Source organism: Salmonella sp. K21076, assembly GCF_039650795.1.
Taxonomy (GTDB): domain Bacteria; phylum Pseudomonadota; class Gammaproteobacteria; order Enterobacterales; family Enterobacteriaceae; genus Salmonella; species Salmonella enterica.
This window is the reverse complement of record NZ_JBCLYA010000013.1, coordinates 76,854-97,965: the sequence shown is the minus strand read 5'-3', so window position 1 is coordinate 97,965 and position 21,112 is coordinate 76,854. Positions and strand designations below refer to the sequence as shown.

The following is a 21,112-nucleotide window of genomic DNA, read 5'->3' as shown; positions in this document are numbered from 1 at the left end:
CGTAAGTAACGAAGTTTGATGCAAATGTCAGATCGTATGCGCCTGTTAGGGCGCGGCTGGTAAGAGAGCCTTACAGGCGCATCAGAAAAACCTCCGGCTATGCCGGAGGATATTTATTTATATCAGGCAAAAATCGTCATCAGATAGGCGGCAAATAAAGCCAGATACGCCGCGCCGTTTAGCACGTTGGTGCGTCCGGTAGAGAACGAAATATGGCACAGCACTAACGAGGCCACCATCACTACCATTTCCGGCGCGCCTAAACCAAACACCAGATCATTACCTGTCGCCCATGCGATGAGCGTGACGACCGGCACGGTTAATGAAATCGTCGCCAACACCGATCCGAAGAACAGATTCATTGCCCGCTGAACCTGATTATTCAGTACCGCCTTCAGCGCGCCCAGTCCTTCCGGCGAGAGAATTAACAGCGCGACCAGGAAACCGGTAAAGGCGACCGGAGCGTTCATGCTGGTCAGCAACGCCTCCAGCGGGCTGGCATTCATTTTGGTAACGGCAATGACCGCAATTAAATGAATGAGTAACCAGACCGTATGCCAGCCGCTACTGTGCGCGGAGGGTTTACCGTGGTGTGGATTGTCATCATCGCCTTCATCTTCATGTTCATAGATAAATAAGCTCTGGTGCGTTTTGGTTTGAATCAACAAAAATACGCCGTACATCGCGGCGGAAATTAACGCGACCAATAATGCCTGACCAGTAGAAAAATTGGCTTGCGGCAATGCCATGGGAAAAACCAGCACAATAATCGCCAGCGGAAATAGCGCGATAAGATACTGCTTAATCCCAAATAAATTCATATATTGCGTTGCGAATTTACGCCCGCCCAACAACAACGAAAAACCGACCAGTCCCCCGGTGACAATCATAATAATAGAGTAGAGCGTATCGCGCATAAGCGTTGGCGCAGCATCGCCGGTAGCCATCAGCGCGGAAATTAAACTCACCTCAAGAATAACGACGGACAGGCTTAAAATAAGCGATCCGTAGGGTTCGCCGAGTCGGTGCGCTAATACATCGGCATGACGGACCACGCTAAATGCGCTGCTTAAAATACCAATAAGTGCAAGGATATTGATGCCAATAACCACTGGTAGTGACTGGCTACTTCCCCAAAGGAACAGCACTACCAGCGCAAGAACCGGGAAAATAAGCGAAGTCTCCTTATGGCGGGTTTTCACCGCCTCACAGGCATGTGTCATGTGGGTCTCCCTTGTGCAGGTGTTAATATTTTGGAAAGAGTAAAGAAGGTAAAAATAGCAGAAATTTGTATTTTTTTAGTGGTTTTTTACGTAGTTTTACGGCGTAGACGATTTTTTTCTTTCAAGGTCAGTAAAACAAGTATCTTGTTTTAACAGTGTTTAAATAACAAAAAGTTAATTTCCGTAAAAAGCAAAAATCCTCCTCGACTGGCGTAATAACGCATTGTTTACCACACTTAATGTTTTCCCTGAAGACGGAGGCGCTGATGCCGTATAAAGCCAAAAGTGATTTACCCGATAATGTGCGGAATGTTCTTCCAGCCCATGCCCAGGACATTTACAAAGAAGCGTTTAATAGCGCCTGGGAGCAATATAAAGATAAAGCCGATCGTCGTGATGACGCCAGTCGCGAGGAAACCGCACACAAAGTCGCTTGGGCGGCGGTTAAAAACGATTATGAAAAAGGCGAGGATGATAAATGGCATAAGAAAAAATAAACGCGGTATTACTCACGCGTTAGCCTGATTTTCTTGCCGGAAGTCTATCCTGACGCGGGAGCTTTTCCCGCGTACAGATTCAAAATGTCAGCACTTTGTCCGCCGCCAGCGTCCATTGCGCCAGCTCGACCAGCGTTCCGATTTCCACACCGTCAATCAGCGGCAGGGGAGTGATACCACGTCCGTCCGCACAGGTTTTGCATAATTTTACCGGTACGTTTTGCGCGGTTAGAATTTCCAGCATTTGCTGAATATTGTAGCCTTCGGCTGGTTTTTGACCGCGTAACCCTGCGGTTACGGCATCTGACATCAAAAACAGGCGTAAATCGAGATGGCTTTCCTGCTCGCGAAGCGCAATGGCCAGACGCAGGCTATTAAATAATGATTCGCTGCCGTAGGCGGCGCCGTTAGCGATAATGACGATATTTTGCATGGATAACCCTTCTCCTTGAGAAATTTTGTCGGCAATGGCGTTATGTTACCTCGGGAACCGGGTACCGCCAAATGCGTGGAGAAAATCCCGGGACGCTCTGCGGAAAAAATAAGGATATTCCTGGAAACACGAGAAAAGGCTGCAAAACCTGTCCGGACACGTTATGGTTTACTCTGATGCCATTCCTCTTATCTTTTGTTGTAGAAGTTGCCGACACGTTGAGCCGTATTGTTTTTCGTTCATTCTCACTCTCGCTTCTCTTGCTGGCTGCCAGCGGTACGATCCGTGCGCAGGCGCAAGACCCTTTCGATCAAAACCGTCTGCCGGATTTAGGCATGATGCCGGAATCCCACGAAGGGGAAAAGCATTTTGCCGAGATGGCCAAAGCGTTTAGCGAAGCCAGCATGAAAAATAACGATCTGGATACCGGTGAACAGGCGCGGCAATTCGCTTTCGGACAGGTACGCGATGTGGTCAGCGAGCAGGTTAACCAGCAGCTTGAAAGCTGGCTATCAGCCTGGGGCAGCGCCAGCGTGGATATTAACGTCGATAACGAAGGTCATTTTAACGGCAGTCGCGGAAGCTGGTTTATCCCTTTACAGGATAAACAGCGCTATCTGACCTGGAGCCAGCTTGGTCTTACGCAACAGACTGACGGACTGGTAAGCAACGTTGGCATAGGACAGCGCTGGGCGCAGGATGGCTGGCTTCTTGGCTATAATACCTTTTACGATAATCTGCTGGATGAAAATCTGCAGCGCGCCGGCTTTGGCGCGGAGGCGTGGGGAGAATATTTGCGTTTATCCGCCAACTATTATCAGCCTTTTGCCGACTGGCAGACGCATACGGCGACCTTAGAACAGCGAATGGCGCGCGGATATGATATCAACGCGCAAGTGCGGCTGCCGTTTTACCAGCATATCAATACCAGCGTTAGTCTGGAGCAGTACTTTGGCGATAGCGTGGATCTGTTTGACTCCGGAACGGGGTATCACAATCCTGTCGCGTTAAAACTGGGTCTCAACTATACGCCAGTACCTTTGCTTACTATGACCGCCCAGCACAAACAGGGCGAGAGCGGGGTCAGTCAGAATAACCTGGGGCTGACGCTTAACTACCGCTTCGGCGTGCCGCTCAAAAAGCAGCTTGCCGCCAGTGAAGTGGCGCAAAGCCAGTCATTACGCGGTAGCCGCTATGATACGCCGCAACGTAACTCGCTGCCGACAATGGAGTATCGGCAGCGTAAAACGTTAACGGTTTTTCTGGCGACGCCGCCCTGGGATCTTACGCCTGGTGAGACGGTTGCGTTAAAATTGCAGGTGCGCAGCGTGCACGGTATTCGTCATTTGAGCTGGCAGGGCGATACACAGGCATTAAGTTTGACGGCAGGAACGGACACCCGCAGTACCGAGGGCTGGACAATCATTATGCCGGCCTGGGATCACCGCGAAGGCGCGGCAAATCGCTGGCGTTTATCGGTGGTGGTTGAGGATGAAAAAGGTCAGCGTGTCTCTTCCAATGAGATCACGCTCGCGCTGACTGAACCGTTTATCACGATGCCGGACGATAATCCGCATTGGCAACCGTTCCAGGAGCAATAATTAAAAGATGCGTTCCTGATGCATCCAGACGGCGGCCTCCACGCGCGATTTCAGCTTCATTTTCTTGAGCATATGTTTCACGTGCACTTTGACCGTACTTTCGGTGATATCCAGACGCCGGGCAATCATCTTATTTGGCAATCCCTGCGCGATGAGCTTCAGAATATCGCGCTCACGCGGGGTGAGTTGCGTCACATCGCGATCGGTGGTAGCGCGGTTGGCCCGCAGGCTGGCCGCCAGTACCGGCGTTAACGCTTCACTTAATACCATTTCGCCGGCGGCGGCCTGTTGTAACGCTTTGAGCAAGTCCTCCGGCTCTATGTCTTTCAACAGATAACCATCCGCGCCGCGCTTTAGCGCCGTGACGACATCTTCTTCATGGTTGGATACGCTGAAAACGACAATACGTCCTGACAGCGCTTTTTCGCGTAATTTATCCAGCGTTTCGAGACCATTCATTCCCGGCATATTCAAATCAAGGAGGATCAGATCGGGATCGAGCGATTCCGCCAGGTCAATACCCTGCTCACCGTTGCTGGCTTCTCCGACCACGCTGATATCGGGCGCCATACTCACAAGCTGCTTTACACCCGTGCGTAGCATCGGATGGTCATCGATTAACAGGATGGTTGCCGGTTCCTGATTATTCATGGGTATCTCCCTGGGTTTCTGTGAAGTTTGTTTCTGGAATAAAAGTAACAGTGACCTCTGTTCCGCCAGTCTCGCGTCGGCGTACCTGGCAATCGCCGCGCAAACTTTGCGCCCGATCGCGCATGATGATCATGCCGTAGTGATTACTGCGTTCGGCGTTTTCCGGGACGCCGCAGCCATTGTCCTGCACTTTTAGTTTGACCTGTTTGCCACATTGCGTCACTGTCACCACCACATCGTCGGCATGAGAGTGTTTAAGGGCGTTGCTGGGGGCTTCCCTGGCAATTTGCAACAGGTGTATCGCCTGGTGTGATGGCACCAGGCGGGGGGGAAGCTGATAATCCAGTTTTACCGTAAAGCCAAACCGGGCGCTGAACTCCTGGCAGCTTGCCTCCAGCGCCGGACGTAGCCCGGGTTCCGTCAACTGTAAGCGGAAAGTGGTTAACAGTTCGCGCAGTTGCGCCCAGGAGCAGTTCAGCTCATTGCGAATTTGGCTGAGTAACTCACGGCTGCTTTCCGGTAACGCGTCGCCCTGCATTTGCAGGCAGCTCACCTGCATCTTCATACAAGAGAGCGACTGGGCAATAGAATCATGCAGTTCGCGGGCAATGGTGGCACGCTCTTCCATGACAATCAACCGCTGCTGGCGCTCCTGATGCCTGTCGAGCGCCAGAGTCGCGGTAAGCTGTTCAACCAGCGTGTCCACCAACTGTTGCTGATCGTGGCTGAGATGGCGTCCATAGGGCAGCGTCGCCAGCAAAATACCGTATTGGGTGTGAGAGTCGGTGAGCCGCCATTTTAAGGTGGTGCCGCCGTTAATCATCGGCAGGGCGCTACGTGGGCAAAGGTGGCAGCCTTTATCATCGCAACTGATGTCCGACTGACAGGTAAATTCCTGGTGATTATCTTCATCTTCCAGGTCATAGACTCGCAGCTCAATATCATGCAACTGGGTTAAATTTTGCAGGCCATTCAGTACCGGTGAAAGACGTTCACATAGCGGAGCCTGTGAATGCAGTCGGCGGTTGGCTTGCCACAAAAACGAGAGAATCTGGTTTTTATGTTCCAGACCGGCTGTTTTTTCCTGTACTCGCTGTTCCAGTACTGCATAACTTTCGGCCAGTTCTTCAGACATATTATTGAGCGCAGAACCCAACGCGGCCATCTCATTGCGTCCACTGATATTGGCACGTTGGGTAAAGTCGCGCTGACTGACGGCGCGCGCCATTGATAACAACTGTTTCCAGGGCTGCAAAAGGCGAACACGTAGCCAGATAATCGTAAATACCAGCAATAGCGCCATAAAGATCGCCATTACCCGGTGAACTAATACCACTCGTTCGATACGCAATTCAGTCGTATGGTCGAACGACGTCACCAGGCGATCCAGGCCCGCCACAAAGCGCGTGATATCTTCTGCGACCGCGTGCGCGTTTTGCGCGTGCTGTAGCCTTGGCGAGAGTTCGTTATGCCAGTAATCCTGCAACGCTTTAAGCTGCTTCTGCTGCCCGTCTCGCTCAGCGGCGCGGGTCAGTTCAGGGCTGAATGCCGTTTGCTCCATCTCATCCAGCAGCTTTTGATCTTTAGCATCCAGCGGGACAGCGGCCAGTAGTCGATAGCTTTGCATACGCAATGAGCCCGCTTTATTAATCGCATGAGCGCTACCCTGCACGCCCTGAACCAGCCAGCCGGAAACCGCCATCCCCGCCACGCCGATAGCGGTAGAGAGCATGACAATCAGCGCCAGTTGGTTAACCAGCGTAAGAGGAGAGAAACACCGTTTAAACATGTTACCTTCTTTCTTCGGGGTAATGTCGCCGAAAAAACGTAGCAAAAAAGGGGGCGTCAATCGGCTGTGCCGCTATTCTCAACGATACAGCGGAGTATACCCATACCTATAACGAGTTACTCCTTAATTGCCGCCGTAAAGAGGTATCTGCGACGGGAAGGAGTAGACAGACACAGCATGGTGAAAAACCACAGCTTTTTTACCAAAATAGCCTACTCATTAAGGGTAATAACTATTTTTAGTCGCCGGTGATGACGACTTTTCCTTTGATTTATATCAACTTACCTTCGGCAGTAAACCCTAATGTGGCAGACATCAAATCAAGAATCAGAGGTGTCTATGAGTCACTCATCCGCCCCGGAAAGGGCAACTGGCGCTGTTATCACGGAATGGCGTCCGGAAGATCCGGCGTTCTGGCAGCAGCGCGGCCATCGTGTCGCTAGCCGTAATTTGTGGATTTCTGTCCCGTGTTTACTGCTGGCGTTTTGCGTCTGGATGCTATTCAGCGCAGTGGCGGTGAACCTGCCGAAAGTGGGATTTAATTTTACGACCGATCAGCTCTTTATGTTGACTGCGCTGCCATCTGTTTCCGGCGCGCTGCTACGGGTGCCTTACTCCTTTATGGTGCCGCTATTTGGCGGACGTCGCTGGACAGCGTTCAGTACCGGTATCCTCATCGTGCCTTGCGTATGGTTAGGCTTTGCCGTTCAGGATACCAGTACGCCATTTAGCACTTTCATTATTATTTCCTTGCTGTGTGGTTTTGCCGGCGCGAACTTTGCCTCCAGTATGGCGAACATCAGCTTTTTCTTTCCTAAACAAAAGCAGGGCGGCGCGCTGGGTCTGAACGGCGGTCTGGGCAATATGGGCGTGAGCGTGATGCAGCTGGTTGCGCCGCTGGTGGTTTCGCTCTCTATCTTTGCCGCCTTTGGCAGCCACGGTGTAGAGCAGCCGGACGGTTCTCAGCTCTATCTGGCGAACGCAGCCTGGATTTGGGTGCCTTTCCTGGCCATTTTTACGCTGGCAGCGTGGTTCGGCATGAACGAACTGGCGACGTCTAAGGCCTCGCTAAAAGAGCAACTGCCGGTGCTCAAACGTGGTCATCTGTGGATCATGAGTCTGCTGTATCTGGCGACCTTCGGATCGTTTATCGGTTTCTCCGCGGGGTTCGCTATGCTGTCTAAAACGCAATTCCCGGATGTGCAGATCCTGCATTATGCGTTTTTCGGTCCGTTTATCGGCGCGCTGGCGCGTTCGGCAGGCGGCGCAATTTCTGACCGTCTGGGGGGGACTCGCGTCACGCTTATCAACTTTGTCCTGATGGCGATTTTCAGCGGTCTGCTGTTCCTGACATTACCTACTGGCGGCGTTGGCGGTAGCTTTATCGCATTCTACGGGGTATTTCTGGCGCTATTCCTGACGGCGGGGCTGGGGAGTGGTTCTACCTTCCAGATGATCTCCGTTATCTTCCGTAAACTGACGATGGACCGGGTAAAAGCGGAAGGCGGGTCGGACGAAAGAGCCATGCGTGAAGCGGCGACCGATACGGCGGCGGCGCTGGGCTTTATTTCCGCGATTGGCGCGATTGGCGGCTTTTTTATTCCGAAAGCGTTTGGTTCATCTTTAGCATTAACCGGTTCGCCAGTCGGCGCGATGAAAGTCTTTCTTATTTTCTATATCGCCTGCGTCGTTATTACCTGGGCGGTATATGGACGTCATTCTAAAAATAAAAAGTAACTTTTGATTATCCTTTGCGCGGCGTTAGACCGCGCTTTTTTTTACCCGCATTTAGTTACAACATACTTATAGTCAAGAAGAGAGGCGCGACAGGGCTGACCACGCACATTTTTATCGGTCATCCAGGGGGATACCCCTTAATACCCACTTGTTGAAAATTTAACATTCATGTCGTGCGTAAATTTAATTTTATGTAATTAAATCAGTAATATATATAAATAAAACTCCTCCTCCAAAAGGAGTATGCCGGAGGTTTGCGCGCCATTTGCATCCCTGTCCGCCTTGATCGTTATCAATTCTCACGCCCATTCAGCGCGTTACCTTCGCCCTTAGTTAAGCAATGTCGATTTATCAGAGAGCCGTAAGGTTCCACACAGGAGAAACCCGATGAGTAAATTCCTGGACCGGTTTCGCTACTTCAAGCAGAAGGGCGAAACCTTTGCCGATGGGCACGGCCAGCTTCTCGAAACAAACCGGGACTGGGAGGACGGATACCGCCAACGTTGGCAGCATGACAAAATTGTGCGCTCAACCCATGGGGTGAACTGCACCGGTTCTTGTAGCTGGAAAATTTATGTCAAAAATGGTCTGGTGACCTGGGAAACACAGCAAACCGATTACCCGCGCACCCGTCCTGATATGCCAAACCATGAACCTCGCGGCTGCCCGCGCGGGGCAAGTTACTCCTGGTATCTCTACAGCGCTAACCGACTGAAATATCCGCTAATGCGCAAACGTCTGATGAAGATGTGGCGCGAGGCGAAAAAACTGCATCGCGATCCGGTAGAGGCATGGGCCTCCATCATTGAAGATGCCGATAAAGCCAAAAGCTTCAAACAGGCGCGTGGTCGTGGCGGCTTTGTTCGCTCCTCATGGCAGGAAGTGAACGAGCTGATCGCCGCTTCCAACGTGTACACCGTGAAAACCTATGGCCCTGACCGCGTCGCGGGCTTCTCACCCATTCCGGCGATGTCGATGGTTTCCTACGCTTCCGGCGCACGTTATCTTTCGCTGATTGGCGGTACCTGCCTGAGCTTCTACGACTGGTACTGCGACCTGCCGCCAGCCTCCCCGCAAACCTGGGGCGAGCAGACCGACGTGCCGGAATCCGCTGACTGGTACAACTCCAGCTATATTATCGCCTGGGGCTCTAACGTGCCGCAAACCCGTACGCCGGATGCCCACTTCTTTACCGAAGTACGTTACAAAGGCACTAAAACCGTCGCGGTGACGCCGGACTATGCCGAAATCGCCAAACTGTGCGATCTGTGGCTGGCGCCGAAGCAGGGGACCGATGCGGCGATGGCGCTGGCGATGGGCCACGTCATGCTGCGCGAGTTCCACCTCGACAACCCGCGCCAGTACTTCACCGATTATGTCCGTCGCTATACCGACATGCCAATGCTGGTGATGCTTGAAGAGCGTGATGGTTATTATGCCGCAGGTCGTATGCTGCGCGCTGCCGATCTCGTTGATTCGCTGGGGCAGGAAAATAACCCGGAATGGAAAACCGTCGCTATCAACAGCAACGGTGAAATGGTGGCGCCAAACGGTTCAATTGGTTTCCGCTGGGGCGAAAAAGGCAAATGGAACCTCGAACAGCGCGACGGGACTACCGGTGCAGAAACTGAATTGCAGCTCAGCTTGCTGGGCAGCCAGGATGAGATTGCTGACGTGGGCTTCCCGTATTTCGGCGGCGAGGGTTCAGAGTACTTTAATCATGTGGCGCTGGATAACGTCCTGCTGCATAAACTGCCGGCAAAACGTCTGCAACTGGCCGATGGTTCTTCAGCGTTAGTCACTACCGTTTACGATCTGACCATGGCGAACTATGGTCTGGAACGCGGCCTGAACGATGAAAATTGTGCCGCCAGTTATGATGATACCAAAGCATATACGCCAGCATGGGCCGAGCAGATCACCGGCGTGCCGCGGGCGCAGATCATCCGTATCGCACGGGAATTCGCCGATAACGCGGACAAAACGCACGGGCGTTCAATGATTATCGTTGGCGCCGGTCTGAACCACTGGTATCACCTCGATATGAACTATCGCGGGCTGATCAATATGTTGGTGTTCTGTGGTTGCGTTGGTCAGAGCGGCGGCGGCTGGGCGCACTACGTCGGCCAGGAAAAACTGCGTCCGCAGACCGGCTGGCAGCCGCTGGCGTTTGCCCTTGACTGGCAGCGTCCCGCGCGTCACATGAACAGCACCTCTTACTTCTATAACCACTCCAGCCAGTGGCGCTACGAGACGGTGACCGCCGAGGAGTTACTGTCGCCGATGGCGGACAAATCCCGCTATAGCGGCCATCTGATTGACTTCAATGTGCGCGCCGAACGTATGGGCTGGTTGCCGTCGGCACCGCAGTTAGGCACCAACCCGCTGTATATTGCGCGTGAAGCGGAAAAAGCCGGTATGACGCCGGTAGATTATACCGTCAAATCCCTGAAAGACGGTTCGATTCGCTTTGCCGCCGAGCAGCCGGAAAACGGTAAAAACCATCCACGTAACCTCTTTATCTGGCGTTCCAACCTGCTTGGGTCTTCCGGTAAAGGTCACGAGTATATGCTGAAATATCTGCTGGGTACTGAGCATGGTATTCAGGGGCTGGATCTCGGCAAGCAGGGCGGTGTGAAGCCGGAAGAAGTGGAATGGCGTGACAATGGCCTGGACGGCAAACTGGATCTGGTGGTGACGCTGGACTTCCGCCTGTCGAGCACCTGCCTGTACTCCGATATCGTACTGCCGACCGCCACCTGGTATGAAAAAGACGATATGAATACCTCGGATATGCATCCGTTTATTCATCCGCTGTCTGCCGCCGTAGATCCGGCCTGGGAATCGAAAAGCGACTGGGAAATCTACAAAGGCATTGCGAAGAAATTCTCCGAAGTCTGTGTAGGCCACCTGGGTAAAGAGACTGACGTCGTGACGCTGCCGATCCAGCACGACTCTGCCGCTGAACTGGCACAGCCGCTGGACGTGAAAGACTGGAAAAAAGGTGAATGCGATCTGATCCCAGGGAAAACCGCGCCGCACATCATGACCGTTGAGCGCGATTATCCGGCCACCTATGAGCGCTTTACCTCTATTGGCCCGCTGATGGAGAAAATCGGCAACGGCGGGAAAGGGATTGCCTGGAACACGCAGAGCGAAATGGACTTGCTGCGTAAGCTCAATTACACCAAAGCGGACGGTCCGGCGAAAGGCCAGCCGATGCTCAACACGGCGATTGACGCGGCAGAGATGATCCTGACGTTAGCGCCGGAAACCAACGGTCAGGTGGCAGTGAAAGCCTGGGCGGCGCTGAGCGAGTTTACCGGTCGCGACCATACGCATCTGGCAACTAATAAAGAAGAAGAGAAAATCCGCTTCCGCGATATTCAGGCCCAGCCGCGCAAAATTATCTCCAGCCCGACCTGGTCTGGTCTGGAAGATGAGCATGTTTCTTATAACGCCGGTTATACCAACGTTCACGAGCTGATCCCGTGGCGTACGCTGTCTGGTCGCCAACAGTTGTATCAGGATCACCAGTGGATGCGCGACTTCGGCGAAAGTCTGCTGGTGTATCGCCCACCGATCGACACCCGCTCGGTGAAAGCGGTGATGGGGCGTAAATCCAACGGTAATCCGGAGAAGGCGCTCAACTTCCTGACGCCGCACCAGAAATGGGGTATCCACTCGACCTACAGCGATAACCTGTTGATGCTGACCTTGTCGCGTGGCGGCCCGATTGTATGGATGAGTGAAACCGACGCCAAAGAGCTGGGCATTGAAGATAACGATTGGATCGAAGTCTTCAACAGCAACGGCGCATTGACCGCACGCGCAGTGGTCAGCCAGCGTGTACCGGCGGGCATGACCATGATGTACCACGCGCAGGAACGTATCGTAAACCTGCCGGGGTCGGAAATTACCCAGCAGCGCGGCGGTATTCATAACTCGGTGACGCGTATTACGCCGAAACCGACCCATATGATCGGCGGCTATGCGCAGTTAGCCTACGGCTTTAACTACTACGGTACCGTCGGCTCCAACCGCGATGAGTTTGTGGTGGTACGTAAGATGAAGAACATTAACTGGTTGGATGGCGAAGGCAATGACCAGGTACAGGAGAGCGTAAAATGAAAATTCGTTCACAAGTCGGCATGGTGCTGAATCTCGATAAGTGCATCGGCTGTCATACCTGTTCAGTCACCTGTAAAAACGTCTGGACCAGTCGCGAAGGTATGGAATACGCCTGGTTCAACAACGTAGAAAGTAAGCCCGGCGTTGGTTTTCCTAATGACTGGGAAAATCAGGAAAAATGGAAAGGCGGCTGGATCCGCAAAATCAACGGCAAACTACAGCCGCGCATGGGCAACCGGGCGCTGCTGCTGGGTAAAATCTTCGCTAACCCGCATCTGCCGGGCATCGACGACTACTACGAGCCGTTTGATTACGACTACCAGAACCTGCATACTGCGCCGGAAAGCAAACATCAGCCGATCGCGCGTCCGCGCTCGCTGATTACCGGCCAGCGGATGGACAAAATTACCAGCGGGCCAAACTGGGAAGAGATTCTGGGCGGCGAGTTCGAAAAACGCGCCAAAGATCAGAATTTCGAAAACATGCAGAAGGCGATGTACGGCCAGTTCGAAAACACCTTCATGATGTACCTGCCGCGCCTGTGCGAGCACTGCCTCAATCCGGCGTGCGTGGCAACCTGCCCAAGCGGTGCCATCTACAAGCGTGAAGAAGACGGCATCGTGCTGATCGACCAGGACAAGTGCCGCGGCTGGCGTATGTGCATCACCGGCTGCCCGTACAAGAAGATTTACTTCAACTGGAAGAGCGGGAAGTCCGAGAAGTGCATCTTCTGCTACCCGCGTATCGAAGCGGGTCAGCCGACCGTTTGCTCCGAAACCTGTGTTGGCCGTATCCGTTATCTTGGCGTACTGCTGTATGACGCCGATGCCATTGAAAGCGCTGCCAGTACGGAAAACGAAAAAGATCTGTACCAGCGTCAACTGGACGTGTTCCTCGATCCGAACGATCCGGCTGTCATTGAGCAGGCGCTGAAGGACGGCGTGCCGCAGAGCGTGATCGATGCGGCGCAGCAATCGCCAGTGTACAAAATGGCGATGGACTGGAAGCTGGCGCTGCCGCTGCATCCGGAATACCGCACGCTGCCGATGGTCTGGTACGTGCCGCCTTTGTCACCGATTCAGTCTGCCGCCGACGCGGGTGAACTGGGCAGCAACGGTATTCTGCCGGATGTAGACAGTCTGCGTATCCCGGTGCAGTACCTGGCGAATCTGTTGACCGCTGGCGACACTCAGCCGGTACTGTTGGCGCTGAAACGGATGCTGGCGATGCGTCACTACAAACGTGCGGAAACCGTAGACGGTAAAGTGGATACCCGCGCGCTGGAAGAGGTGGGTTTAAGCGAAGCCCAGGCGCAGGAAATGTATCGTTACCTGGCGATTGCTAATTACGAAGATCGCTTTGTGGTGCCGAGCAGCCATCGTGAACTGGCGCGTGACGCATTCCCGGAGAAAAGCGGTTGTGGCTTTACCTTCGGCGATGGTTGCCACGGGTCTGATACCAAATTCAATCTGTTCAACAGCCGCCGCATCGACGCTGTTGATGTGACCAGCAAAACGGAGCCGCACGCATGATTGAACTCGTCATTGTTTCGCGTCTGCTCGAGTACCCGGATGCTGCCCTGTGGCAGCATCAGCAGGAGTTGTTCGATGCGCTCGCGTCATCTGAGAACCTGGATAAAGAGGATGCCCAGACTCTGGGCGTTTTCCTGCGCGATTTAACCGCGCAGGACATGCTGGATGTACAGGCCGCTTATAGTGAACTGTTTGACCGTGGTCGCGCCACATCGCTGCTTCTGTTTGAACATGTACACGGGGAATCCCGCGATCGCGGTCAGGCGATGGTTGACCTGATGGCACAGTATGAACAGCACGGTTTGCAGCTCGACAGCCGCGAACTGCCCGATCATCTGCCGCTGTATCTGGAATACCTTGCGCAGTTGCCGAAAAGCGAAGCGTTAGGGGGGGTACAGGATATCGCGCCGATTCTGGCGTTGCTCAGCGCACGTTTGCAACAGCGTGACAGCCGTTATGCGGTGCTGTTCGATCTGCTGTTAAAACTGGCGAATACCGTTATCGACAGCGGCAAAGTGGCTGAAAAAATTGCGAATGAAGCACGTGATGATACCCCGCAGGCGTTGGATGCGGTCTGGGAAGAAGAGCAGGTGAAATTCTTCGCCGATCAAGGGTGTGGCGAGTCGGAAATCTCCGCTCACCAGCGTCGTTTTGCCGGGGCCGTGGCGCCGCAATATCTGAATATCACCACCGGAGGACAGCACTAATGCACTTCCTGAATATGTTCTTCTTTGATATCTACCCGTACATTGCCGGATCGGTATTTCTGATCGGTAGCTGGTTACGTTACGACTACGGCCAGTACACCTGGCGGGCGGCTTCCAGTCAGATGCTGGATCGCAAAGGAATGAACCTGGCGTCAAACCTGTTCCACATTGGGATTCTGGGTATTTTCGCCGGTCATTTCCTGGGCATGTTAACGCCGCACTGGATGTATGAAGCTTTTCTGCCGGTCGACGTGAAGCAGAAGATGGCGATGATTGCCGGCGGCGCCTGCGGAATGCTGACGCTGGTTGGCGGTATTTTACTGCTCAAGCGTCGTCTGTTCAGCCCACGTGTCCGCGCCACCACTACCGGTGCAGATATTTTGATTCTCTCATTGCTGGTGATTCAGTGCGCGCTGGGTCTGCTGACCATTCCGTTCTCCGCCCAGCATATGGACGGGAGTGAAATGATGAAGCTGGTCGGGTGGGCGCAGTCAGTTGTGACCTTCCACGGTGGCGCATCCGCACATCTGGACGGTGTAGCCTTTATCTTCCGTATGCACCTGGTACTGGGGATGACGCTGTTCCTGTTATTCCCATTCTCGCGCCTGGTGCATATCTGGAGCGTGCCGGTCGAGTACCTGACCCGCAAATACCAGATTGTACGTGCGCGTCACTGATTTTCTCTCGATGCCCTAAACTCCGCTTCGGCGGAGTTTTTTTATGGCTGTTTGCCGGAGTGCAGCATAAATGCCTTATCGACCGCCGCCTTGTTTCGTTTACAGCGGGTCTGCCATGTCTGGCATCTGAATCCGGACTCTTTGTTTCTGGGTTTATTCAGCATCTGTGCGAGTTTTTTGTAAGCAGAAAAAGGATGATGCAGCATATAATCACGCCATAAACGACAATAAGGATAGTTGTATGCGTTTTTCATCAATTTTCAAAATAATAATATTAAATATATTTATTTCAAAAATGGCTCACGCTGCTGTCTGCGAGGAGCGCTATCCCCCCGACTCAGAAGAATGCCAGTACGTTCAGGAATTAGAGCAAAAAGCGGAACAAGGAGATGAAGGCGCGCAGTTCTCGCTTGGAAGCTGGTATGCGGAGGGGCGATACGTTAAGCCTGATTATAAACTAGCCATAAAATGGCTGGAGAAAGCGGGTAAACAAGGTTCTGATTTTTCCTATTTCATCCTTGGCTATCATTACAACTATGGTGAAAATTTTCCACTTAGTCGGCAAAAAGCGCTGGAGTGGTATCGCAAGGCGGCAGAACTAGGGGATAGTAGTACGCAAGAAATCCTCGGTGACGCCTATATGTATGGCGATGGGTTTCCCCAAAATACCCAGCTAGCGCTGGAGTGGTATCGAAAAGCCGCCTCTCCAACCAATGATGCGGGCGTTGTCCGCGGCCAGGGTTCAGCTTCGTCAGCACAATTTAAGCTTGGAGTAATGTACGCCCACGGTCAGGGCGTTCCTCAGGATTATCAGCAAACGGCGATCTTGATGCGTAAAGCGGCGGAAAATATGTACTACCCCGCGCAACTTTATCTCGGTGTTGCCTATTTTTATGGTGAAGGCGTGCCTCAGGATTATCGTCAGGCAGTTTACTGGCTTAATGAAGGTATACCAGGCAGCTATACGCCAGGCCACATTCCGCTGAATGCGCTCTATGATAAAGCGCATCCCGCTGACCAGGTTCACTCTCAGACGTGGTATCGAAAAACAGCGCAACGCGTGATGGCAAAGGTACAGTTCAATTTTGGCGTATGGTATTACAACGGTTATCACTTATTGAAAGATCACAATCTGGCGCTGGAGTGGTATCGCAGAGCCGCAGCGCAGGGATTGGCCGAGGCGCAGGATGCGATCGGCGTGATGTTTATGCAGGGCGAGGCCGTTTCTCAGGACTACCAACAGGCGCTGGCGTGGTATCGCAAAGCCGCACGCCAGGGACTGCCTGCTGCGCAAACGCATCTGGGCATCATGTCTGCTTTTGGTCGCGGCGTCGCGCAAAGCGACAGACAGGCTATCGCATGGTATCGAAAAGCAGCAAAACAGGATTTTGCGAAAGCGCAATATCAGCTTGGCGTAGCATATAGCATGGGAAGAGGCGTGCCTGAAAATAGCCGGAATGCGCTGAAGTGGTACCTTAAAGCGGCAGAGCAGGGGTTTACTCCGGCACAATTAGCGCTTGGGGAAATTTATGCTCATGGGCGCCAGGGGGTGCCTAAAGATAATAAGCAGGCCTATATTTGGTATTACATGGCAAGTATATATACGGAAAAATCTAAGGATGATTGTTCAGCGCTCATTGCCGAAAGAAACCGACTCAAGGGAACGCTTACCCCAGATCAACTTAGCGAGACATATGCCGCCTTTGATCTCATCAGGCGAAAAATCAACCAGTCAAAGGAGGCGAAAAAGATTGCCAGGAAGAAGTATTGATAAGATAGCCAATAAGCTATGGCGCCATGGTGTGAAGTCTGCCTGTGGGGTAAGGATACGGGGCAGTGCTGATTGATTTGAAATTGGTGCCTTATGAAGTAATGGTGGTGGGGGAAGGATGACTCAGCGCTGCGCGTTTCGCCCTTCGGGTCGTTGCCTGCGGCAACGTTCTCTCGCTTTCGCTCGAATCGAACCTTAGTCGAAGCTTCTCATCCTTCCCCACATGGGTAGAATTATGACAAACCGATGTCGAATGAAGGTTAGATGCTTTCTGAAGATCATGATGGTGGTGGGGGAAGGATGACTCAGCGCTGCGCGCTTCGCCCTTCGGGTCGTTGCCTACGGCAACGCTTTCTCGCTGCGCTCGAATCGAACCTTCGAAGTCGATGACGGCAGATTTACAGTCTGCTCCCTTTGGCCGCTCGGGAACCCCACCACGGGATAAATTCATTATGCTGCTTGCATTCTATAGCGGGAAGGATTATTCGGAGCTAAAGCTCCTCACCCTTCGGGCCGTTGCCTGCGGCAACGTTCTCTCACTATTGCTCGAGTCGAACCTTGAAGTCGATGACGGCAGATTTGCAGTCAGCTCCCTTATGATCGCTCGGGAACCCCACCACGGGGTAATGCTTAATACTGGCCCGCTTCCTTTCGGGAAGCGGGGCGCATCATATCAAATGACACGTCGCTGTAAAGCATTCCTTTGCCTGAAATGAACTGTTTGCGTACTTTTCATCCGTAACGGATTAAAGCTAATCAATTCATATTACTGACGATTAAAGAATAATCGTCCGATTGCCGTAAACAAAGACCCGCTGCGCCAGAACCTGATACAGCGCGCGGCTTAATACGTTTTTCTCAACGTCGCGCCCGGCACGCATCATATCTTCTGCGGTGTAGGTGTGATCGACGTGAATCACGTCCTGCATAATGATTGGGCCTTCATCTAGATTATCATTCACATAGTGCGCGGTAGCGCCGATGATTTTCACGCCGCGCTCATAGGCCTGATGATAAGGACGCGCGCCGATAAACGCCGGCAGGAATGAGTGGTGGATATTGATAATTTTGTTCGGGAAGCGCGCCACAAAACCTGGCGTCAAAACACGCATATACTTGGCCAGCACTACATAGTCCGGTTGATGGGTATCAATGGCGTCCGCCATCTTCGTGTCATGCTCTTCACGCGTTAATCCCTCATGGCTGACCAGTTCGAAAGGGATCTCAAAACGTTCAACCAGCGAGCGTAACGTTTCATGGTTGCCAATGACCGCGGCGATTTCAACATCCAGCCCGCCATAGTTGGCTTTCATCAGCAGGTCGCCCAGACAATGCGCCTCTTTGGTAACCAGAATCACTACCCGACGGCGTCCGGCGGGATTGAGTTCACGAACAGAGCCTTCCGGTAAGGCGCTGTCCAGATCGGCCAGAAGAGTGGAATCATTGAAGATGCCTTCCAGCTCGGTCCGCATAAAAAAGCGTCCGGTGCGATGGTCCACAAATTCATTGTTTTGCACAATATTAAGCTCGTGCTTATAGCAAATGTTGGTAATCCGCGCGATAAGGCCTTTTTGATCGGGACAAATAGTACGCAGAACTTTACGTTGTAGTGATTGCATTGCCGGAAAAATCCTGTTGAGAGTGTTTGCTGTATCAATACTGTCAGGCGTCACTGGCCGCAGCACTTTTTAAATTTTTTGCCTGAACCGCACGGGCAGGGATCATTTCGACCCAACTGCGGGCGGGTACCGTCAATATAATACCACTGACCGTTTTCTTTGATAAAACGAGAACGTTCGATAATCGCCCCGTTTTTCCCTTGTTCGGAAAAACGCGCGATAAAACTAACATACCCTGTATTTTCTGCTTCTGACTAGGTATGTTCAAAAATAGTCAGGCCGAGCCACCTGGTATTGGCAAATCCGGCGATGATATCATCACGAAACGCGGCCGCATTGCAAGTTGGATGCCAGCTCTTAATTAAGTAATCTGCGTCTTTCATCACAAAAGCGCAGTAACGAGAGCGCATGAGATGTGACGGATCGGGTGCTACTCGTTCTCCGGACACAATACGACCACAACATAGGCTATACTCGTCAGCGCTACCACAGGGACAAGGCTGAGACACAATAATCTCCCTGAATATAAAACGGCGTTGAACGCCAGGGTGGCATTATGTTAACTGAGCAGTGGCGATGTTGCTACGTCTTGAAGCCAGGGGAAGTCGTTAAGTACGATGAGAAAAATGAAAATAGGGCTGGCGCTGGGATCTGGCGCAGCGAGAGGATGGTCTCATATTGGGGTCATCAAAGCCCTCAAGCAAACAGGCATTGATATTGATATCGTTGCAGGATGCTCAATAGGTTCACTGGTCGGCGCCGCGTATGCCTGTAATAAATTATCGGCGCTTGAACAGTGGGTATGTTCATTCCGCTACTGGGATGTTTTACGCCTGATGGATGTATCCTGGGGCAGAGGAGGGTTGCTTCGCGGCAAACGCGTATTTAATCACTATCGGGATATTATGCCCGTCACGGATTTTGACCACTGTTCAAGACGTTTTGGCGCGGTCGCGACGAATCTTAGCACGGGACGAGAGCTATGGTTTACTGAAGGCGATCTACACCTTGCCGTACGCGCGTCGTGCAGTATGCCAGGGCTGATGTCTCCGGTTGAACATAACGGTTACTGGCTGGTAGATGGCGCAGTCGTTAATCCGGTACCTGTTTCGTTAACCAGGGCGCTGGGGGCTGATATCGTTATTGCGGTAGACCTGCAACATGATGCCCACCTCATGCAGCAAGATTTGCTCTCTGTAAATGTCGGGAATATCAATGAAGAGAGCGATGATGCGCTGCCCTGGCATAAGCGTTTAAAAGAACGTTTCAGTAGCCTGACTTCACGCCGTGGCGTGAGTTCGTCTGGGGCAATGGAAATCATGACAACCTCCATCCAGGTGTTGGAAAATCGTCTTAAACGTAACCGTATGGCTGGCGATCCGCCTGATATTCTCATTCAACCATTCTGTCCGCAAATCTCTACGCTGGATTTTCATCGCGCCCATGCCGCTATTGCGGCGGGTCAGTTAGCCGTAGAGAAAAAGATGGACGAACTTATACCCTTGGTGCGTACCGACGTTTAATGTACCTTTTACGATCACTTAAGCAAATTCTGACAGGCGCAAGCGGCAATACCATGCCACTATTGATTAAAGCCAGTCAGGGGAGAGAACATGACGCAGCCATTGGTCGGAAAACAGATTCTTATTGTTGAAGACGAGCCTGTATTTCGCTCGCTTCTGGATTCGTGGTTTTCCTCTTTGGGAGCGACAACGGCATTGGCAGGCGACGGGGTGGATGCCCTGGAGTTGATGGGGCGTTTTACCCCTGATCTCATGATATGTGATATCGCTATGCCGAGAATGAACGGTCTCAAACTGGTAGAAAACTTACGTAATCGCGGAGACCAGACGCCTATTCTGGTTATTTCCGCAACAGAAAATATGGCGGATATCGCCAAAGCGTTACGCCTTGGGGTTGAAGATGTCTTGCTGAAGCCGGTAAAAGATCTCAACCGCTTGCGGGAAACCGTATTCGCTTGCTTATACCCTAATATGTTTAACTCGCGGGTTGAAGAAGAAGAACGCCTGTTTCGTGACTGGGATGCAATGGTGAGTAATCCGACCGCCGCAGCGCAATTGTTGCAGGAATTGCAGCCCCCGGTACAGCAGGTGATTTCTCATTGCCGCATTAATTACCGGCAGCTCGTCTCCGCCGATCAGCCTGGACTGGTGCTGGATATTGCGCCGCTATCTGATAACGAACTGGCATTTTATTGCCTGGATGTCACCCGGGCGGGCGATAACGGCGTGTTAGCCGCATTGTTGCTGCGGGCGCTATTTAACGGCTTATTGCAGGATCAGCTCGGCCAACAAAAGCACCGTTTACCGGAGTTAGGCGCGCTATTAAAACAGGTAAATCATCTGCTCAGACAAGCCAATTTACCTGGGCAATTCCCGCTATTTGTCGGCTACTATCACAGTGAGCTCAAAAATTTGATTCTCGTCTCCGCCGGATTGAACGCCACCTTAAATACGGGCGCTCATCAGGTTCAAATTAGCAGCGGCGTGCCGCTAGGAACATTGGGTAACGCCTACCTTAACCAATTAAGCCAGCGTTGCGACTCGTGGCAGTGTCAAATATGGGGCGCAGGAGGGCGTCTGCGATTGATGTTGTCTGCGGAATGACCAAACGGAAGAGTGAGCGGAAATTGCTTTACCGGCCTTTCCCGACGAGTGTTACTATCTGCGGCAGATTTATAAGTATTTGTCTTAATTATACCAATATAAGTCCTTTTTGGACCT

General features: G+C 52.4%; 15 protein-coding genes, 1 tRNA gene, 2 other RNA genes and 1 pseudogene. 10 read left to right on the top strand and 9 right to left on the bottom strand.

The features are described from left to right. Positions 1–122: 122 nt before the first annotated feature. Entirely contained in the window at positions 123–1,223 is a 1,101-nt protein-coding gene (gene chaA / locus AAYN39_RS06575; RefSeq protein ID WP_000148419.1) for a sodium-potassium/proton antiporter ChaA, read from the bottom strand. 266 nt (positions 1,224–1,489) lie between these two features. Between chaA and chaB the strand changes: the two genes are divergently transcribed. Further along, positions 1,490–1,720 carry a putative cation transport regulator ChaB gene (gene chaB, locus AAYN39_RS06570; RefSeq protein WP_001146392.1) on the top strand — a complete coding sequence of 77 codons (231 nt, stop codon included), beginning with the start codon at positions 1,490–1,492 and terminating at the stop codon, positions 1,718–1,720. A 79-nt stretch (positions 1,721–1,799) separates the two neighbouring features. On the opposite strand, the gene AAYN39_RS06565 is transcribed toward chaB, so the two are convergent. Beyond that, positions 1,800–2,153 (bottom strand): DsrE/DsrF/TusD sulfur relay family protein, encoded by a 354-nt coding sequence (locus AAYN39_RS06565; RefSeq protein ID WP_001179794.1) that lies wholly within the window; start codon positions 2,151–2,153, stop codon positions 1,800–1,802. Between the two features lie 176 nt (positions 2,154–2,329). Here AAYN39_RS06565 and AAYN39_RS06560 point away from each other — a divergent pair, with 176 nt between their 5' ends. Beyond that, on the top strand, positions 2,330–3,754 hold the full coding sequence (locus AAYN39_RS06560) for a YchO/YchP family invasin (RefSeq protein WP_024131181.1): 1,425 nt from the start codon (positions 2,330–2,332) through the stop codon (positions 3,752–3,754). Here the strand turns inward: AAYN39_RS06560 and narL are convergent, their stop codons facing one another. Together narL and narX are read right to left on the bottom strand one after the other, a co-directional pair. After that, complete coding sequence (narL, locus tag AAYN39_RS06555) at positions 3,755–4,405, bottom strand: two-component system response regulator NarL (RefSeq protein WP_001064595.1); 651 nt, start codon at positions 4,403–4,405, stop codon at positions 3,755–3,757. It abuts the gene before it with no gap. Beyond that, a complete protein-coding gene (gene narX / locus AAYN39_RS06550) occupies positions 4,398–6,194 on the bottom strand; it encodes a nitrate/nitrite two-component system sensor histidine kinase NarX (protein WP_000476250.1) in 1,797 nt (598 codons plus the stop codon). The genes narL and narX overlap by 8 nt, the downstream gene beginning before the upstream one ends. A gap of 339 nt (positions 6,195–6,533) precedes the next feature. Between narX and narK the strand changes: the two genes are divergently transcribed. The 6 genes from narK (at position 6,534) to AAYN39_RS06520 (ending at position 16,749) form a co-directional block, all read left to right on the top strand. After that, entirely contained in the window at positions 6,534–7,931 is a 1,398-nt protein-coding gene (gene narK / locus AAYN39_RS06545; protein ID WP_000019848.1) for a nitrate transporter NarK, read from the top strand. Between the two features lie 387 nt (positions 7,932–8,318). Further along, a complete protein-coding gene (locus AAYN39_RS06540; protein ID WP_000032878.1) occupies positions 8,319–12,062 on the top strand; it encodes a nitrate reductase subunit alpha in 3,744 nt (1,247 codons plus the stop codon). Continuing rightward, the gene (narH, locus tag AAYN39_RS06535) at positions 12,059–13,594 is read left to right on the top strand and encodes a nitrate reductase subunit beta (RefSeq protein ID WP_000702629.1); all 1,536 of its coding nucleotides are present in this window, start codon (positions 12,059–12,061) and stop codon (positions 13,592–13,594) included. The genes AAYN39_RS06540 and narH overlap by 4 nt, the downstream gene beginning before the upstream one ends. Beyond that, the gene (gene narJ / locus AAYN39_RS06530) at positions 13,591–14,301 is read left to right on the top strand and encodes a nitrate reductase molybdenum cofactor assembly chaperone (RefSeq protein WP_000571671.1); all 711 of its coding nucleotides are present in this window, start codon (positions 13,591–13,593) and stop codon (positions 14,299–14,301) included. Before narH ends, narJ begins: the two co-directional genes overlap by 4 nt. Continuing rightward, positions 14,301–14,978 carry a respiratory nitrate reductase subunit gamma gene (gene narI / locus AAYN39_RS06525; RefSeq protein WP_000545591.1) on the top strand — a complete coding sequence of 226 codons (678 nt, stop codon included), beginning with the start codon at positions 14,301–14,303 and terminating at the stop codon, positions 14,976–14,978. Before narJ ends, narI begins: the two co-directional genes overlap by 1 nt. Positions 14,979–15,219: 241 nt before the next feature. After that, positions 15,220–16,749, top strand: a complete 1,530-nt coding sequence (locus AAYN39_RS06520; protein WP_001212716.1) for a tetratricopeptide repeat protein — start codon at positions 15,220–15,222, stop codon at positions 16,747–16,749. Positions 16,750–16,851: 102 nt separating this feature from the next. On the opposite strand, the gene AAYN39_RS06515 is transcribed toward AAYN39_RS06520, so the two are convergent. The 5 genes and pseudogenes from AAYN39_RS06515 to AAYN39_RS06495 all read right to left on the bottom strand — a co-directional run bounded on the left by AAYN39_RS06515 (position 16,852) and on the right by AAYN39_RS06495 (position 18,877). Next, a non-coding RNA gene (locus tag AAYN39_RS06515) (RtT sRNA) lies at positions 16,852–16,983 on the bottom strand. Between the two features lie 50 nt (positions 16,984–17,033). After that, positions 17,034–17,185: transfer RNA gene (locus AAYN39_RS06510), tRNA-Tyr, on the bottom strand. Between the two features lie 28 nt (positions 17,186–17,213). Continuing rightward, positions 17,214–17,355, bottom strand: a non-coding RNA gene (locus tag AAYN39_RS06505) — RtT sRNA. A gap of 170 nt (positions 17,356–17,525) precedes the next feature. After that, positions 17,526–18,368 carry a formyltetrahydrofolate deformylase gene (purU, locus tag AAYN39_RS06500; RefSeq protein WP_001191159.1) on the bottom strand — a complete coding sequence of 281 codons (843 nt, stop codon included), beginning with the start codon at positions 18,366–18,368 and terminating at the stop codon, positions 17,526–17,528. A gap of 50 nt (positions 18,369–18,418) precedes the next feature. Next, positions 18,419–18,877, bottom strand: a pseudogene (locus AAYN39_RS06495) (YchJ family protein). A gap of 108 nt (positions 18,878–18,985) precedes the next feature. On the opposite strand from AAYN39_RS06495, the gene rssA reads away from it, so the two are divergent. Together rssA and rssB are read left to right on the top strand one after the other, a co-directional pair. Further along, on the top strand, positions 18,986–19,891 hold the full coding sequence (gene rssA / locus AAYN39_RS06490) for a patatin-like phospholipase RssA (RefSeq protein ID WP_001230581.1): 906 nt from the start codon (positions 18,986–18,988) through the stop codon (positions 19,889–19,891). A gap of 90 nt (positions 19,892–19,981) precedes the next feature. Beyond that, on the top strand, positions 19,982–20,995 hold the full coding sequence (gene rssB, locus AAYN39_RS06485) for a two-component system response regulator RssB (protein ID WP_000193432.1): 1,014 nt from the start codon (positions 19,982–19,984) through the stop codon (positions 20,993–20,995). Positions 20,996–21,112: the final 117 nt, after the last annotated feature.